This window comes from Agrobacterium sp. RC10-4-1 (genome assembly GCF_014138475.1).
GTDB classification, from domain to species: Bacteria; Pseudomonadota; Alphaproteobacteria; order Rhizobiales; family Rhizobiaceae; genus Agrobacterium; species Agrobacterium pusense.
Map to the genome: position 1 here is coordinate 127146 of NZ_JACJIT010000008.1, position 16931 is coordinate 144076.

Genomic DNA, 16931 nt, shown 5'->3' on the forward strand with positions numbered 1-16931 from the left:
GTTGCGGGCGAAAATTCGCTCATCTGGAGCGGACGATTTTTCCGGCGCCGAGTTCGAAAGCGGCGCGCAGCAGTGCCGGATCGCGCATTGCCCATTTCAGGAGCAAACCGAATTCGGGAGCCTTGCGCCGTTTCAGGTTGCCAGCCTGGCTCCAGAGAGCCTGTTTGCGCGCGGTGTTTTTATAGGAAGCAATGGACGCCACATCGGCCGGCCGGCGAGAAAAACGTCCCTCCAGCGTATCGAGCGCCACCCAGGTATTGAACTGCTGGCGCAGGAATTCCGGCGAGGTATTGTCGATGCTGTGGAAGATATTGACGCCCATGCCGCGCATCGCGCCGGCGTCGTCACAGAGCAGTGTCCGCTTCGATGCAAGGATGGAATCGCAGAAAAACAGCACGTCTTCCGCCGCCAGTCTGAGCGCCGGATCGAAGCGGATCTTCTCGAAAAGAGGACGACCGATCACCATGCAGGAGAGATGCAGGAAGCTCCAGTTCCGCAGCATGACGCTTGCGAGATCCGGCAGTTCGATCACCAGCGGCTTCTCCGAAAGCCGTGCCGCACCCTCATTCTTCTCCAGCTCGGAAATGGCGAAATGATAATAAAATTCGTCACTTGCCTGCATGGACGCCCAGTAGCACTCGCCGCCATAGGTCGTGAGCGCAAAGGCCGCATTCCGCAGATGATCGGGCGTCCAGATATCGTCGGAATCAAGAAAGGCAACGTAGTCGGTGCCGTCAGGCACATTGTCCAGACCGGTGTTGCGGGCGCCGCCCGGGCCGGCATTGGCCTGCTTAATGACAAGAATCCGGTCTTTCTGTTCCTGCGAAAGTTCCGCAAGTTCCTGATCGATCGGGTATGGCGATTCGTCATCGACGATGACAAGATCGAAGTCTTGGTAGGTCTGCGCAAAAACCGATGCGAGTGCACGTCCCAGGACACCGTGCTGCTTTTGATAGTAGGGAATGACGACAGTAAATCTTGCCATTGTTTCGCCCCTTGCGTTGATCAAGAAGTGTCGGGCCCGATCCTAAAAGCGGCCCCGATGGTATCGGCAACTCCCAACCGGCTTCCTCCCGCCGGCCTCCAGAAACAGGATGCTTGTATGCCCCCAGCGCCAAATGTAAAGACCATCACCACGAATGTCGGCTGGAGCGTTTTATCAAAAACAGGGACATTCGGGCTTAAATTTGTCACGGTCCCTATTCTTGCAAGGCTGCTTTCCCCGGAGGAATTCGGGGTGGTAGCGGTAGGACTAACGGTTGTACAGTTCCTGACCATGATTGCCGGCGCGGGGCTCACCTCCGCTCTCATCGTTGAGAAGGAAGAGGATATGGAAACGATCCATACCGTCTTCTGGGCTAATCTGGCGATCTCCTGCACCATGGCAGCCGTCCTCTACATCTGGGCGGAATTTTTCGGCGGACTGCTGGGGGCGGTGGAAAGCGCATACCTGCTGCGCATCATGGCCTTCCTCATTCCATTGCAGCTTGCCGGCGATGTCGCCTATTCGCTGCTGGCGCGACGGATGAACTTCAGCAAGGATGCGCTCTGGAGCATGGCCTCGGAGAGCACCGCAGCGATTGTCGCGGTCGCGCTCGCCTTCATGGGGTTCGGCGTCTGGGCACTTATCATCCAGCTTTTTGCCGCAGCTCTCATCCGTCTCGTCGGGCTTTATGCCGTTTCCCGCTATTGCCCGCGTTTTGTCATGAAGCCACGCCGGCTGGTGCCGCTTCTCGGCTTCAGTTCGGGGCTGATGGGCTCGGAAATCGCCAATTTTGTCACCTTCCAATCGCCGATGGTGGTCATTGCCCGTCACCTGGGTCTGGCGGATGCCGGCGCCTATTCCGCCTCCAACCGTTTCGCCAGCATTCCCAACCAGGTGGTTTTATCCGCCGTCATGGGGGTTCTGTTTCCCGCCTTCAGCCGCATGATGGACGATCCGCAGCGCCGTCGTGATGCGTTGATGTTCAGCACGCAGGTGCTGACCGTACTGCTCGCGCCCATGATGTTCGGTCTCTGGGCCGTGGCCGAGCCGGCCATGCTTGTCATCTTCGGGCAAAACTGGGCCTATGCCTGGCCTGTCCTCGGGCTCCTCGCCCTGTCCAAGGCCATTCTCACACCGTGCAGCACCTTCATCCCTTATCTGAAGGGTGCTGGTTACGGCCGCGTACTGTTCTGGTCGGCGACGATCCGCGCCATCGTCACCACGGTGGCAGTGTGGCTCGCCGCACTTTATGGCACGCTGATCGACGCCATGGTCTGGCTTTGCATCGTCAACGCGGTCACACTGGTCGCTTACTCCTGGGCCGTGTTCAAGGCCAGCGACACGCCTTTCTTCCGGGGCCTTTATGTCAGCAGTCGGCCGATGATCGCCGCTTTCGTGATGGCCGTTGCGGTGCGCTATCTGCTTCACCTTCTCGCCGATCGCGTTCCCAATGCCACCCTTCAGGTTCTTATCGGTGCTGCCGTGGGCGGCGCCATCTATGCAATACTGATCCTGCTGACTGAACGTGCCCTGCTGGGAAAAATCCTGGGCATGGTCAAATCACGGCGTATGCCGAATACCGCAACCCAAGGTTAGAAATATCACAGAAAAATGCGCCTCATTTCTGCCGTTAAGGGGCCTTGCCACGGTGATTTTTCTCGCCGTGGCAAGGTGGGTTCGGCGCTCTTTTTGCAGCGCAACATCACGGCAAATGACAAATTCGCACGCTTCAGAGATTTTTAATGAAGCGTGAGTTTAGATAAAATTCATTTATTTCAATCGTTTAATTTTTTCACGCGATAGAAACTGCGCTGACGCCAGACATTCACCCGCAAAATCTAATCTTGTGTTTTTCCCGCGTCGCCACATTTTATCCCAAAGTCGAAACCAGACTTCCCAGTGCGGGCTTAAGTTCGCTCTGGTTGCAACGCGGCGTGGGGAGACGCCGCCCAATAGGGGTGACTGATGTGACTGTCGATCAGAACCTATCCTCCCGTATCAACTTGATGCGCATATTGCTGATTTCAGGAATCGTGTTCGTGCATGTGCCGCACAATGCCGAAACCAGCCCCTTTCTTGGCCTTTACGGCTTTTTCGACTGGCTGCGGGTTTTCCTGGGCGACGCGCTGTTTCGCATCGGCGTGCCCTGTCTCAGCGCCATTTCCGGTTATCTGCTGTTTCGCCGCGGCATGAGCGCTTTCGATTATCCGGCGACGATCCGCTCCAAGACGAAAACCGTGCTGCTGCCATTCCTCTTGTGGAATGGCGCACTGTTTGCCGCCGTGCTGCTGATCCAGCTGTTCGAGGTTGGCGTCGGATATTTTCCCGACCTATGGAACGCCAGCCCGCGCGAAATACTCAGCCATGGTACGGCGCTGGAAGAGCTGCCGGTGAATGTGCCGCTTTATTTCCTGCGCGACCTTTTTGTCTGCATTCTGCTGTCGCCGGTGCTCGCATTTCTGATGCGCCGCTTTGCGCTGCCGACGCTCGTAATCCTGCTGATCGTCACGGCCATGCCGGACCTGAAGATCTTCATTGTCCAGAAAAAATCCATCCTCTTCAGCTTTTCGCTCGGCATCGCGCTTGCGCTGCACCGGGTCGACGTCAAGGCACTTGATCCTTATGCCCTGCCGATCATGCTGTTGACATTTGCCGCGTCGGCCATTCTCGCCACAGGTCTCTATTTTACTGGCCCTGAATTCACATTCTGGCTGAATATGTCGCGCAATCTGCTCGCGGTCTTCGGCGCGCTCGGCTTCTGGGTGTCTTCATCGATCTTGATCCGCAGCCGGCTTGGTCAGAGGCTTGCCGAGACCGGCAGTCTCAGCTTCTGGATATTCTGCGCCCATTATCCGCTGCTGGTCATCATGTGGATGGTCTGGAACAAGGGCGGGCCGGATTTCTATCCCGCTTTCTACATCAGCGCGACGCTTTGCGCCTTCGTCATTTTGGTGATCAGCAATGCCCAGACCCGCAAATACCTGCCGGCCGTCTATGCCGTATTGACCGGAAGCCGCAGCGGCAAAGGCAAGGCAAAGGCCGAATTCGCGGCCAAACGGGCTTCCACGATAGGCCCACCCACATCCGAAACACTTTATTCGCAACGACAGAGGTGAACCAATGACAACATTTGTCACCCGCGTTCAGACACGCATTCTTCTTGCCGCCGCCCTCACTGCAACGGCATTCACGGCCCCCGTTAACGCCCAAGAGGGCAATGGCACGTCCTTCATGGAGAATTTCGACCAGATGGACAGAAGCTTCTGGTACGTTTCTGACGGCTGGAACAATGGCGCGCACCAGAACTGCACCTGGTCGAAAAAGCTGGCAACGGTGGAGAACGGCCAGCTGACGCTGGGCTTCGAGGAAGCCAAGGCCGGCGACCGCAACTTCGCCTGCGGTGAAATCCAGACCAAGGGCCGTTATCGTTACGGCACCTATGAAGCGCGCATGAAGGCCGCCACCGGCCCCGGCCTGAACTCCGCATTCTTCACCTATATCGGCCCGACCGACAAAAAACCGCACGACGAAATCGACTTTGAGGTTCTTGGCAAAAATACCGGTCAGGTGCAGCTCAATCAATATGTGTCCGCCAAGGGCGGCAATGAGAAGCTGGTGCCGGTGGAAGGCGGGGCCGATTCCGGCTTCAACGACTATGCCTTCGTCTGGGAACCGCAGCGCCTGCGTTATTACGTCAACGGCAAGCTCGTTCATGAGGTGACGGACGCGACGAAAATTCCGCAGAACGCCCAGAAGATTTTCTTCAGCCTGTGGGGCACCGATACGCTGAAGGACTGGATGGGCAAGTTTGCCTATGCCGGGCCATCGCAGATGGTCGTTGACCGCTTCGCCTTCACCGCGCTCGGCGATAAATGCCAGTTCCCGGAAAGCATCGCCTGCGCTCTGAATTGACCGATTTTTTTGAACCAAATCCTGTGCTGCGGCGTCTTTGACCCGCGAACCGACCGGAACCCTGCATGATCCATATTCTCTACCTCGCGCATGATCTGTCAGACCCCGCCATTCGTCGGCGGGTGCTGACGCTGCTTGCAGGCGGGGCGCGGGTCACGCTGGCCGGTTTCCGGCGCGGACAGAACCGGCTGGCGGAGATCGAAGGCGTCGTACCCGTCGTGCTCGGGGAAACCGCCGACGGGCAATTTCTGCAGCGCATGGCGGCAGTGGCGAAAGCCAGCCTTTCGCTCGGCAAAGTCTTGAACGGAATTCCGGCACCCGACGTCGTTCTCGCCAGGAACCTCGAAATGCTGGCTCTGGCAAAGCGCGCCATGTCGATCTATTCCGGCCGCCCGGCGCTGGTTTACGAATGTCTCGATATTCATCGCCTGCTGCTCAACAAAGGCAAGCCCGGACAGATGCTGAATGCCGCGCAGCGTTATTTCGCACGCGACGCAAAGCTTCTGGTGACAAGTTCCCCGGCATTCGTGGAGCATTATTTCAAGCCCGTGTCGGGCCTCGACCTTCCTGTCCTGTTGCAGGAAAACAAGGTGCTGGCGCTCGACGACACCATTGCCGCCACGCCAAGACCACGGGCGCCCGCGCCCGGCGAGCCATGGAAAATCGGCTGGTTCGGCGCGCTTCGCTGCCGCAAATCGCTTGAAATTCTCGCTGAGTTCGCTCGCCGCATGGAAGGCAGGGTCGAAATCATCCTGCGTGGCCGGCCGGCCTATTCGGAGTTTGCTGATTTCGATGGCTTCGTGGCGGCTGCTCCACATGTGCATTTCAACGGACCTTACAAAAACCCCGAGGACCTGGCCGCGATCTATAACGAGGTGCAACTTACCTGGGCCATCGACTTTTTCGAAGAAGGCCAGAATTCCAGCTGGCTGCTGCCCAACCGGCTTTACGAGGGCTGCCTTTACGGCACTCTGCCGATTGCAGTTGCTGGCACGGAAACGGCTCGCTTCATTGAAAAACGCAATATCGGCTTCGTCCTGCAACAGGCGGGCGTTGACGATCTTGCCGCCCTCTTCAACCGGATGACCCCGCAAACCTATGCGGATGCCTTCCACACCCTGTCGGCAACAGACAGGAAACAATGGCTGACCGACCGCGACGATTGCCGTCTGCTGGTGCAGCAATTGTCCTCACTCGCCAAATCTGCTTCCGGCCACGCCCGTGAAGCGCAGTTTTCACCCGTGTAGTGCGTAGGGGGCAAATTATGGAAGGTCCAGGTCATCCCGGCATCAGAACGCTGATCGTCATACCCTGCCTCAATGAGGCGAAGACGATCGAGGGGCTGCTCGTCAAATTCACCGGCGCGATGCAGGGGCGCCTGTTCCGCATCGTGGTTGCCGATGGCGGCAGCACGGATGGAACCCGCGATATCGTTTCCGCCTTTGCGGCGGCGGATGACCGCGTGACGCTTCTCGCCAATCCGAAGCGTATCCAGAGCGCCGGCATCAACCTTGCCGTCGCCACCTTCGGCGAGGATTTCGATTATCTCATCCGGATCGACGCCCACGGCGATTATCCCGATGATTATTGCCAGCGGCTGATCGAGGACGCCGAACGGACGGGTGCGGACTCCGTCGTCGTCGCCATGGATACGGTCGGCCACGGCCTGTTCCAGAAGGCGACTGCCATTGCCCAGAATTCCAAGCTCGGCAATGGCGGTTCCAAGCACCGCGAAGGCGCAAAAGGCCACTGGATCGATCACGGCCACCACGCGCTGATGCGGATTGCCGCTTTCGATGCGGTCGGCGGTTATGATGAGAGCTTCAGCCACAATGAGGATGCGGAGCTGGATTTCCGGCTGCGCAAATCCGGGTTCCGCATCTGGATGACCGACAAGACCCGCATGACCTATTATCCGCGCGCCAGCGTCATGCCGCTCTTCAAGCAATATCTCGCCTATGGCCGCGGCCGGGCGAAGAACCTGTTGAAACATCGCTCAATCCCGAAAATCCGCCAGATGATTCCGCTCGCCGTGCTGCCGGTCTTCATCTTCGCGCTGCTGTCGCTGGTGCATTGGGCAGCCCTTATTCCGCTCGGCCTCTGGATTGCCGCATGTGTGGGTTATGGCTTGTGGATGGCAATAGGTCAGAAAAATCCATACGGCCCGCTCGCCGCTTTTTCGGCAATGGTGATGCATCTGGCCTGGTCCACCGGCTTCTGGCTGGAACTCCTGAAATTCCGGGGAAGAAAGGCTGTCTCATGACCGACAACACCGTCACCGGCACACAATATCTCAAGACCGTCGATATCGGCATCTGCACCTACAGACGCCCGGCGCTTGTTGCCACACTTCTGTCACTCTTCGAGCTGGATGTGCCTGAAGGCGTGAAAGTTAGGCTGATTGTCGCCGATAATGACGAGGAGCCCAGCGCAAAGGCAAGCGTCGATCGCCTGCGCGAAACCGCCCCCTTCGAGATCACCTATGTGCATTGCCCGAAATCTAATATTTCGATTGCCCGCAATGCCTGCCTGTCGGAATGCAAGGCAGATTATCTCGCCTTTATCGATGACGACGAAACGGCGCCGCCACACTGGCTGGCCGCGCTTCTGGAAAAGGCAGACGAGACCGGTGCAGAAACCGTTCTCGGCCCCGTCACTGCGGTTTACCGGGACAACGCGCCGGGCTGGATGAAACGCGGAGATTTCCACTCGACCGTTCCCGTCTGGGTCAATGGCGAGATCATCACCGGTTATACATGCAACACGCTGCTCAGGATGGAAGCGCCATCGGTAAAGGGCCGGCGCTTCGCGCTGGCGCTTGGCCAGAGCGGCGGCGAAGACACACATTTCTTCTCGCATCTCCACGCCGCTGGCGGCCGTATCGTCTTTGCGGAAGACGCTGTCTTGTCGGAGCCGGTTCCGGAAAATCGGGCAAGCTTTCTATGGCTTGCCAAGCGCCGGTTCCGTTCCGGCCAGACCCATGGACGGGTGCTGGCTGAAAAGAAACCCGGTGCACGCCGCGTCGTCCAGGTGGTGAAAGCTGGTTCGAAAGTGCTTTATTGCGCTCTTTTTGCCGCCTTGAGCGGTTTCAATGCCGTACGCCGCAACCGTTATGCGTTGCGAGGCGCACTGCATATGGGTTCGATGAGCGGCGCCTTCGGTGTGCGCGAAATCCGCCAATATGGTGCCGTGGAGGCGACCTGATGGAAAACCTCACCTCTTCGCCAGACATCAGCTTCGTCATCGCCGCCTATAATGCCGCCGATACGATTGAGGCCGCCATCCAAAGTGCGCTCGATCAGCAGGGGGTGACGCTGGAAGTGATCGTCGTTGACGACCGCTCCGCCGACGATACCATTCCCTACGTTGAAGCGATCGCCGCAATCGATCCGCGCGTGCGGCTGCTTGCGCTCGAAGAAAACCGCGGTCCGGGCGGCGCCCGCAACGCCGGCATCGAGGCCGCGACGGGGCGCTGGATCGCCGTGCTCGACTCCGACGATGTCATCCACCCGGAGCGCTCCGCCTGCATGATGTGCCGGGCGGAAGCCGCCAACGCTGACATCGCTGTCGATAATCTCGATGTCGTCTACACCGATGGCCGGCCGATGGAGACGATGTTTCCCGAAGAGTTTCTGGAGGAACGGCCTGTTCTCACGCTGGAGGACTTCATTTCCTCCAACATCCTGTTCCGCTCCACCTTTAACTTCGGCTACATGAAACCGATGTTCCGGCGCGATTTCCTTAATAGCGAAGCACTGCGCTTCCGTGAGGATATCCGCATCGGCGAAGACTATATTCTTCTCGCCTCGGCGCTTGCCGCTGGCGGCCTCTGCGTCATCGAACCGAAGCCGGGTTACATCTACAATATCCGCGAAGGTTCGATTTCCCGCGTCCTCGAACTTCATCACGTCGAAGCGATGATGCGGGCGGACGAAGAATTCCTGAGCCACTACACCTTGCTGCCGGCCGCCATGGACGCGCAGCAGGCGAGAGCCCGCAGCCTGCGGCTGGCGCATAATTTTTTGACTTTGGTGGAAAACATCAAGCGCCGCTCGGTAATCGGCGCCTTGAAGACCACAATCCGAGATCCTGCCGTGCTGGGGCACCTGAGAATGCCGATTGCAGTGCGGCTGAGGAGGCTGCGGGACGCCGTGTTTGCGCCCGCGGCGAATACAGGGGTGAAAAGGCAGATTTCATAAAATTTGCGCGCGGACCATGTCTGCGCGGGGACTGGGGACAGATCAAACCTTGATGAAGGAGAACGCGATGGACCTGAAGAGAACTGTCAGAAAAGCCGTCATTCCGGTAGCCGGCAACGGCACGCGGTTTTTGCCCGCCACCAAGGCGATGCCAAAGGAAATGCTGACGATCGTTGACCGGCCGGTCGTTCAATATGCCGTGGATGAAGCCATGCAGGCCGGCATTGAGCACATTATTTTCGTCACGAGCCGCAACAAGACCGCCATCGAAGACTATTTCGACAGCGCGCCTGAACTCATCAACACGCTTACCCGCTCCGGCAAGACCGTGCAGGTGCTGCAGCTGGAAAAGATGCTGCCGGTTGCCGGCACCGTCAGCTATACCCGCCAGCAGGTGCCGCTCGGCCTCGGCCATGCCGTCTGGTGTGCGCGTGAGCTGGTCGGCAAGGAGCCTTTTGCGCTGCTGCTGCCTGACATGGTCTCCTATGGCGCGCGCGGCTGCATTGCCGGACTGATGGAACTTTACGATGAAGTCGGCGGCAATATTCTCGGTGTCGAGGAATGCCTGCCGGAAGAAGTTTCGTCCTATGGCGTCGTCGGCGTCGGCCAGAAGGTCAATCACGGCTTCGCCGTGACCGAAATGGTCGAAAAGCCGGAACCATCCAGGGCGCCTTCGAATTATTACCTGAATGGCCGTTATATTCTGCAGCCGGAAATCTTCGATATTCTCGCCAGGCAGGAGCGCGGCGCGGGCAACGAAATCCAGCTGACCGACGGCATGAAGCGGCTCGCCGAAAAGCAGGCCTTCCATGCGCAGAAATATAGCGGCCGCACCTTTGACTGTGGCAGCAAGCAGGGCTTCATCGCCGCCAACGTCGCCTTCTCGCTGCTGCGCGCCGACATGGAAGCGCAGGTTCTCGCTTCGGTGAAAGAACTGGTGGCAAACCACGAAAGCCGCGTGCAGGCGGCCTGACTTTCATCGCGCCGCCGGGGGAGGCGGCCGGCGCACCAATAACGGGAGGCGGGAAGGCGAGAGTTGCTCGGCTTCCCGCGTACCATTTTTAATTCACAAGGTAGGTCCATGCACCACAAGACCTTTAAATCCAATATCGGTTTTCCGGAATCCGGCAAGGATTCCGACACGTTCATCGACCTCGACCGCCTGTGGGCCGCCGTGGTGCGCCGTGCCAACGTCATTGCCGCCTCCGTCATTGCCGCCGTAGTTTTGGCCGGACTTTACCTGGTGCTTGCGACCCCCGTTTATACGGCGATGACGCAGGTGCTGCTCGATGAAAGCCTCTCCCGTTATGCGGAAGAGGAATCGCCTGTGCCCGCTGCCCAGATCGTCGACAACCGCATTGCCAGCGCCGTGGAAATCCTCAAATCCAAGGAAATGGCCCTGACCGTGGTGGACAAGGCCAAGCTTGACGAGAACGACACCATCGTCAATCCGCCGATGTCGCCGGTCGAGCTCGTCAAATCCTCCGTGCGCGGTATCCTCGATCTCGTCCTGCCGGGCGATCCGCCGGTCTCCGAAGCCGCAATCCGCGCCGGACGCCGCGAAAAGGCCGCTGCCGTGCTGCAGCAGTCGCTGACTGTGGAGCGGGTCGGTCGCAGTTCCGTCATCGCAATCTCCACACGTTCGACTGACCGCCAGCTGGCCGCACACATCGCAAAGACCTACGCGCAGGCCTATCTCACCGAGCAGCTGAACGCCAATTTCGACGCCAGCGAGCGGGCCTCTGTCTGGTTGCAGGAACGCCTGACCGACCTTAACCAGCGCGCCCAGGCGGCAGAGCTTGCGGTGCAGAAATTCAGGTCCGACAACAATATCGTGTCCTCGCGCGGCGAACTGATGTCGGAAGGCCAGCTTGCCGATCTCAATGGCCAGCTGATTGCGGCACAGGCGGATGCCGCGACGGCCTCCGCCCGTTACAATCAGTATAAATCCATCATCGACCGCGGCCCGGAAACGGCCGTCGACAACGCCGTCGTCTCGGCCCGTGATACCGACAATTCCGTTATTCAGGATCTGCGCAAGCGCTACATCACCATTTCCGACCGGCAGCGGGGCATTGTGCAGCAGTTCGGAGCAGACCATCCGCAGGCAGCCGCGCTGGACGCCGAGAAGAAAGAAGTGGCGCAGCAGATCTTCCAGGAACTGCAGCAGCTGACCGGCAGCTTCAAGAACGAATACGACGTCGCAAATTCGCGCGTACAGTCGTTGCGCGACAGTATCGACAAGGTGGCTGGCCGTAATTCGGAAGCCAACATCACCATGGTGCAGCTGCGCGAGCTCGAGCAGCGGGCGACGGCCCTGCGCACCCTCTACCAGTCCTATCTCGGACGCTTCGAAGAGGCTTCGCAGAAGCAGTCGCTGCCGATCGCCAAAGCCCGCATCATCTCCGAGGCCGGTCTTCCCACATCGCCTTCCAGCCCGAAAAAGACCATGACAATGGCGCTTTCGGTCGTATTGGGCCTGATGCTGGGTGGGGGCATTGCGGCACTTCTCGAATTCCGCGACCGCTTCTTCCACACCGGCAACGATGTGCGTGATAACCTGCGCATGCGCTTTCTCGGCTACCTTCCCTTCATCGGCGAAAGGGGTGTGGAAAACGCCAAGACCGGAAACAGCGCCGCAACCCCCGGCGGCGAAAACGCCACGCTTGAGGACAGCGGACAGGTCTCGTTCCAGAAAATGCTGCGCCTCGCCGTTGACAGTCCGCGCTCCAGTTTTGCGGAAACGCTGCGCAACGTGAAACTGACGGCGGATGTCGTCATTCAGGAGCGCCAGTGCCGGGTCATCGGCGTCATTTCCTGCCTGCCGAATGAGGGCAAGTCGGTCGTTGCCCTCAACCTCGCCGGCCTGATCGCCTCCACCGGCAAGCGCACGCTTGTGGTGGATGCCGACATCCGCAATCCGGGTCTCAGCCGCATGCTGACCACGCGCCAATCCGCCGGTCTGGTGGAGGTCGTGCTTGACGAGGTGCCATGGACGCAGGCGGTGAAAGTGGACACGCGCACCAAGATGGGCATTCTGCCGGTTTCGACCAGCAACCAGTTCGCCCATTCAAGCGAATTGCTCTCCTCTTCCGGCATGCGCAAGTTTATCGACTCGGCTCGCGAGGCCTGCGACTACATCATCGTTGACCTTGCACCCGTTGTGCCCGTCATCGACGCCAAGGCCTTTGCGCCGCAGGTGGACGGCTTCGTCTTCGTCACCGAATGGGGCAAGACACCGATCCAGATGGTGCAGAACCTGATGGCCAACGAACCGCAGATCGCCAACAAGACGCTCGGCATCGTGCTCAACAAGACCGACATGACGGAACTGCAGCGTTATGCCGGACCTGGCGGTTCGGAGCATTACCACGAGTCGTTCTCGGCCTATTACGGCGATGCAAAGCCGCCGGTGAAAGAAGATGCGTAGTGGCAGAGATTTAACAGGCCGGTTGCATCCACACTCCGTCACTCCGGCCCCCGAGCCGGAGTCCAGCCAGCCCAAGTCCTTGAGCTGAAAGAAGTCTTGGCGCCGCGCAGACGCGCGGCGGCTGGATACCGGATCTAGTCCGGCATGGCGGAAGAATTACAAATTCCCCCATTCCACCCATGGCATTACCCGCCGAAATTGCGCATTGATGGCGTCACGCAAAAATCGCAAGCAGGACCAATGCCATGTCTTCACCAATCGCCTTTGTTTCACGGATGAATGCAGAGACGGAGGCCGTTTGGAAACAGGCGCTGCGCGCCGCCATGCCGGAGGAGGAGATCCTCTCCTTTTCCGAATTGACGGATGAGCAGCGGCGGGCAGTGGAATTTGCCATTGTCGCCAATCCCGATCCGGCCGATATCGCCGCTCTTCCGGGCCTCTCATGGATCCACAGCCTGTGGGCGGGCGTGGAGCGGCTGGTGCTGGAACTGGGCAGCAAGGCTCCCCCCATCGTTCGGCTGAAGGACCCGGAACTTTCCCGCGTCATGGCCGAAGCGGTGCTGGCATGGACCTATTATCTGCAGCGTGACATGCCCGCCTATCGCGAAAATCAGCGAAAGGCGCTCTGGCAGGAACTGGATTACCGCCACCCCGGCGAGATGACCATCGGTCTCCTGGGGCTCGGAGCACTCGGCGCGGCCGCGGCGGAGCGTCTTATCCATGCCGGCTTCAACGTCGCAGGATGGAGTCGTTCGGCCAAAACAATCGAAGGCGTGGAAACGTTGACCGGCGATGCAGGGCTGCAGGCATTGCTGGAAAAAAGCGACATTCTCATCTGCCTTGTGCCGCTTACCGATGCGACGCGCGGTCTTCTCGATGCCCGCCGTCTCGCCGCAATGAAACAGGGCGCGGCAGTCATCAATTTCGCCCGCGGCGCCGTCATCGTCGCCGATGCGTTGATAGCGGCACTCGATTCCGGCAAGCTCTCGCATGCCGTACTCGATGTCTTCGAACAGGAGCCACTCCCTGCGGCTTCGCCATTTTGGCAGCACCCCAAAGTTACCGTCCTGCCGCATATTTCCGCGCCGACAAGCCGGGAGAGTTCGGCGCGGATCGTGGCCGGCAACGTCCGCACATGGCGGGAAACCGGCAAGCTGCCGGAAACCGTCGACATGGACCGCGGTTACTGAGCCGGCATCAAGGCGGCCTATTCGGCCGCCACCGGCCTGGCCGTATGGGCCTTTTCTACGGCGGCAATGATCTGCTGTTCATCGTAGGGCTTGGTGAGCAGGACTGCGCTTTCCGGCGCCCCCTCCGGCAGATGGCTGTCGCCCGTCGCAAAGACGATGGCAAGACCCGGCCTGCGGCGCAAGGCCTCCACCGCCAGTTCACCGCCCTTCATGTCCGGCAGGCCGATATCTGTAACGAGAACGTCGATCTGCTCCGACTCGATAACCTTCAGCGCCTGCGCCGCGTTGCCAGCCTCAACAACGGCAAAGCCGCTCTCCGAAAGCATCTCCATGGAATTCATCCGGATCAGCTCGTCATCCTCGACCAGAAGAACCCGGATTGACCGCTCCCGGTTGTCGACCGCCATGGCGGGTTCGGGGATTTTCGAAGAACCAGGCCGCGCCCTCGACAGCGAAACCTGCTTGCGGTTGGCTATGACGTGGCGGATGCGCCGCGCAAGCGCTTCACGCGTATAGGGTTTGGATAGCAGTTCCACACCTGCATCCAGCTTGCCGCCATGCACGATGGAATTTTCGGTGTAACCCGAGGTGAAAAGAACGGCGAGATTGGGCAACCGCTCCTGTGCGCGACGCGCCATTTCCCGGCTTTTCAAGGGGCCTGGCATCACCACGTCGGTGAAGATGACATCGATCGGAATGCCGCTTTCCACCACCGTCAAACCCGCCTGTGCGTCGCGTGCGGTCAGCACCCTGTAACCGAGATCGCTCAGAGTTTCGACGACCGTACCGCGCACTTCTTCATCGTCCTCAACCACGAGGATCGTCTCCGTCCCACCTTCGACAGGGCCGTTATGCACCACGACCTCCCTGTCCTCATCGGCTGCGGAACGCGGCAGATACATTTTCACCGTGGTGCCCTGCCCCACCTCGCTATAGATGTTCACATGCCCGCTGGACTGTTTGGCGAAACCATAGACCATGGAAAGGCCAAGGCCCGTGCCCTTGCCCTCGGGCTTGGTCGAGAAGAACGGTTCGAAGACCTTTTCGAGTATCTCCGGCGACATGCCCGAACCCGTATCGGTGACCGCGAGCATCACATATTGCCCGGCCGTGACCTCGGAATGTTTGCGGGCGTAATCGCGGTCGAGAACCGCATTGGCTACCTCGATGGTGAGCTTTCCGTGCCCTTCCATGGCATCGCGCGCGTTGATCGCGAGATTGAGAAGCGCGTTTTCCACCTGGTTGGGGTCGGCATAGGTGTTCCAGAGGCCACCTGACGTGATGACCTCCACCTCGATCGCCTCACCAAGCGAGCGGCGAAGCAGGTCATCCATGCCGGTTACGAAACGGGCAATATTGATGACCCGCGGCTCAAGCGCCTGGCGGCGGCCGAAGGCCAGAAGCTGGCTCGCGAGCTTCGCGCCACGTTGGACGCCCGCGAGCGCATTCTCCAGCCGGCGCTCCGCACGTTCATTGCCGATCACATCTTTCGACAGCAATTGCAGATTGCCGGCGATCACCTGCAGTAGATTGTTGAAATCATGCGCCACACCACCGGTCAGCTGACCGATGGATTCCATTTTCTGCGCCTGCTGAAGGGCCTTTTCGGTCTGACGGCGCTCCGCCATTTCAGCTTCGACCCGGGCTTCCAGCCCTTCATTCAGTTGCCGGAGCTGCTCTTCCGCCCGGATGCGATGGCGAATTTCACGCTCAAGGTTGCTCGCATGTTCCTTGAGGGTGTCTTCGGCACACCGCTGCTCGGTGATATCGGTGTGAACGCCGACCCATTCGGCAATAGCACCTGACTTGTCGAAAATCGGCACGCCGCGGATCGCGAAAGTACGATAGACACCGTCATGTCTGCGTACGCGATGTTCCCAGATATAGGTCGATTTTTCCGCGACCGCCTTGTTCCAGCTATCGACTGAACCCTGCCTGTCTTCCGGATGAACGGCGTCCGCCCAGCCAAAGCCCTGATATTCTTCGGGCGTCTGGCCCGTCAACGCCGCCCATGCCGGCTGCTCACCCAGCATCCTGCCTTCGGCACTGTTGGTCCACAGCACACCGTGCACGGCCTCCACCGCCGCGCGGAAACGGTTGTTGCTGATGAGGATTTCCTGCTCCGAGCGCTTCCGCTCTTCGATATCGATGATCAGGACATAGATGCCGTCGACGGAGCCGTCGGCAATGTAGCGCGGAACATACCTGATTTCAGCGGCGCGCTTGGTGCCATCCGGTCTGCTGATGACGGTATCCGAAACGATCTTCTCACCGGCAAGCGCCCGGTCGAGATAGGCCTTGCGCGCGTCGAAAAATGCTTCGCCGACAATCTCGGGAACGCTGCGGCCGATGACGTCTTCACCGCTTCGGCCGAACCATTCGAGATAACCGTCATTGGCAAATTTATAGATGTAATCGCGATCGACATATCCGACCAGAATGGGCAGGGCATTGGTGAGCCGGCTCAATTCCTTGCGGCTCTGCTCCATAGCCTCAACGGCCTTCACCTTGTCGGTATTTTCGAGCACGGTGCACAATACGCCATCAACCGTGCCACCTTCATTATAGATCGGCGTGTAAAACAGGTCGAAGATCACCTCTTCCGGTATGCCATGTCGCATCAGCGTCATTGGCTGGTCGCGATATGCCAACACTTCACCGCGAAAACCGGCTTCGAGAATGCGGCTGTTCCAGTCCCAGATTTCCGGCCAGATGCCGGGCACCGTGCCGCCCAGCGCCTGCGGATGGTAATTACCGGCGATCTCCGCATAACCGTCATTGTAGATCATCACATGATCGCGGCCCCACATCAGCACCTGCGGAATAGGTGAATTGACGACGGAATTGGCTTTTTGCCTCAGATTTTGCGGCCAGTCGCAAATCGAACCAAGCGATGTCTTCGACCAGTCGAAGCGGCGCACAAGCTCACCCGTTTCACCGCCGCCGATGGGCCATACCGGGGCAGCACGAAGATTGGTCATTCAAAATCACCACAAAAATCGAGAAGAAATCTCCCGTAATACAGAACGGGATAAAAGTCCAAGAGAACAGAAACTTCGCCTGATTGTTCCCAGACTTTTCAAAAAAATGAAAAAGTTCCCTCGCTTGTGAAATATCGCTGATGAGCCGCTAAACAACTATATGTTTCAATATCTTAATTCCGGAATTTTCGCTAATATGGCCCTGCGATCGCGCCTTCGTCCGGCGAATGGCAT

General features: G+C 59.0%; 12 protein-coding genes. 10 read left to right on the top strand and 2 right to left on the bottom strand.

From position 1 onward, the window contains the following. Positions 1-19: 19 nt before the first annotated feature. The gene (locus FHW77_RS21045; RefSeq protein WP_004437703.1) at positions 20-985 is read right to left on the bottom strand and encodes a glycosyltransferase family A protein; all 966 of its coding nucleotides are present in this window, start codon (positions 983-985) and stop codon (positions 20-22) included. 117 nt (positions 986-1102) lie between these two features. Here FHW77_RS21045 and FHW77_RS21050 point away from each other — a divergent pair, with 117 nt between their 5' ends. The 10 genes from FHW77_RS21050 (at position 1103) to FHW77_RS21095 (ending at position 13716) form a co-directional block, all read left to right on the top strand. Continuing rightward, complete coding sequence (locus FHW77_RS21050) at positions 1103-2581, top strand: lipopolysaccharide biosynthesis protein (RefSeq protein ID WP_044459469.1); 1479 nt, start codon at positions 1103-1105, stop codon at positions 2579-2581. Between the two features lie 371 nt (positions 2582-2952). Continuing rightward, positions 2953-4101 (top strand): acyltransferase family protein, encoded by a 1149-nt coding sequence (locus FHW77_RS21055; protein ID WP_022563429.1) that lies wholly within the window; start codon positions 2953-2955, stop codon positions 4099-4101. Between the two features lie 4 nt (positions 4102-4105). After that, entirely contained in the window at positions 4106-4897 is a 792-nt protein-coding gene (gene exoK / locus FHW77_RS21060; RefSeq protein WP_044459470.1) for an endo-1,3-1,4-beta-glycanase ExoK, read from the top strand. A 65-nt stretch (positions 4898-4962) separates the two neighbouring features. Further along, positions 4963-6144, top strand: a complete 1182-nt coding sequence (locus FHW77_RS21065) for a glycosyltransferase family protein (RefSeq protein ID WP_044459471.1) — start codon at positions 4963-4965, stop codon at positions 6142-6144. Between the two features lie 17 nt (positions 6145-6161). Then, the gene (locus tag FHW77_RS21070) at positions 6162-7160 is read left to right on the top strand and encodes a glycosyltransferase family 2 protein (protein WP_044459472.1); all 999 of its coding nucleotides are present in this window, start codon (positions 6162-6164) and stop codon (positions 7158-7160) included. Next, positions 7157-8101: a glycosyltransferase family 2 protein gene (locus FHW77_RS21075; RefSeq protein ID WP_006698114.1), complete on the top strand. Its 945-nt coding sequence runs from the start codon at positions 7157-7159 to the stop codon at positions 8099-8101. The genes FHW77_RS21070 and FHW77_RS21075 overlap by 4 nt, the downstream gene beginning before the upstream one ends. Beyond that, positions 8101-9096: a glycosyltransferase family 2 protein gene (locus tag FHW77_RS21080; protein ID WP_044459473.1), complete on the top strand. Its 996-nt coding sequence runs from the start codon at positions 8101-8103 to the stop codon at positions 9094-9096. Before FHW77_RS21075 ends, FHW77_RS21080 begins: the two co-directional genes overlap by 1 nt. A gap of 67 nt (positions 9097-9163) precedes the next feature. After that, entirely contained in the window at positions 9164-10069 is a 906-nt protein-coding gene (locus tag FHW77_RS21085; RefSeq protein WP_044459474.1) for a UTP--glucose-1-phosphate uridylyltransferase, read from the top strand. A 108-nt stretch (positions 10070-10177) separates the two neighbouring features. Continuing rightward, positions 10178-12526: a polysaccharide biosynthesis tyrosine autokinase gene (locus tag FHW77_RS21090; RefSeq protein ID WP_004437674.1), complete on the top strand. Its 2349-nt coding sequence runs from the start codon at positions 10178-10180 to the stop codon at positions 12524-12526. A gap of 245 nt (positions 12527-12771) precedes the next feature. Beyond that, positions 12772-13716 carry a 2-hydroxyacid dehydrogenase gene (locus FHW77_RS21095; protein WP_044459475.1) on the top strand — a complete coding sequence of 315 codons (945 nt, stop codon included), beginning with the start codon at positions 12772-12774 and terminating at the stop codon, positions 13714-13716. Positions 13717-13733: 17 nt separating this feature from the next. On the opposite strand, the gene FHW77_RS21100 is transcribed toward FHW77_RS21095, so the two are convergent. Beyond that, positions 13734-16697 (bottom strand): hybrid sensor histidine kinase/response regulator, encoded by a 2964-nt coding sequence (locus FHW77_RS21100; RefSeq protein WP_044459476.1) that lies wholly within the window; start codon positions 16695-16697, stop codon positions 13734-13736. Positions 16698-16931: the final 234 nt, after the last annotated feature.

Excerpts from the sequence above, each read along its gene's own strand:
- FHW77_RS21045 (WP_004437703.1), bottom strand. The coding sequence starts at position 985 with ATGGCAAGATTTACTGTCGTCATTCCCTACTATCAAAAGCAGCACGGT.
- FHW77_RS21050 (WP_044459469.1), top strand. The coding sequence starts at position 1,103 with ATGCCCCCAGCGCCAAATGTAAAGACCATCACCACGAATGTCGGCTGG.
- exoK (WP_044459470.1), top strand. The coding sequence starts at position 4,106 with ATGACAACATTTGTCACCCGCGTTCAGACACGCATTCTTCTTGCCGCC.
- FHW77_RS21065 (WP_044459471.1), top strand. The coding sequence starts at position 4,963 with ATGATCCATATTCTCTACCTCGCGCATGATCTGTCAGACCCCGCCATT.
- FHW77_RS21070 (WP_044459472.1), top strand. The coding sequence starts at position 6,162 with ATGGAAGGTCCAGGTCATCCCGGCATCAGAACGCTGATCGTCATACCC.
- FHW77_RS21075 (WP_006698114.1), top strand. The coding sequence starts at position 7,157 with ATGACCGACAACACCGTCACCGGCACACAATATCTCAAGACCGTCGAT.
- FHW77_RS21080 (WP_044459473.1), top strand. The coding sequence starts at position 8,101 with ATGGAAAACCTCACCTCTTCGCCAGACATCAGCTTCGTCATCGCCGCC.
- FHW77_RS21085 (WP_044459474.1), top strand. The coding sequence starts at position 9,164 with ATGGACCTGAAGAGAACTGTCAGAAAAGCCGTCATTCCGGTAGCCGGC.
- FHW77_RS21090 (WP_004437674.1), top strand. The coding sequence starts at position 10,178 with ATGCACCACAAGACCTTTAAATCCAATATCGGTTTTCCGGAATCCGGC.
- FHW77_RS21095 (WP_044459475.1), top strand. The coding sequence starts at position 12,772 with ATGTCTTCACCAATCGCCTTTGTTTCACGGATGAATGCAGAGACGGAG.
- FHW77_RS21100 (WP_044459476.1), bottom strand. The coding sequence starts at position 16,697 with ATGACCAATCTTCGTGCTGCCCCGGTATGGCCCATCGGCGGCGGTGAA.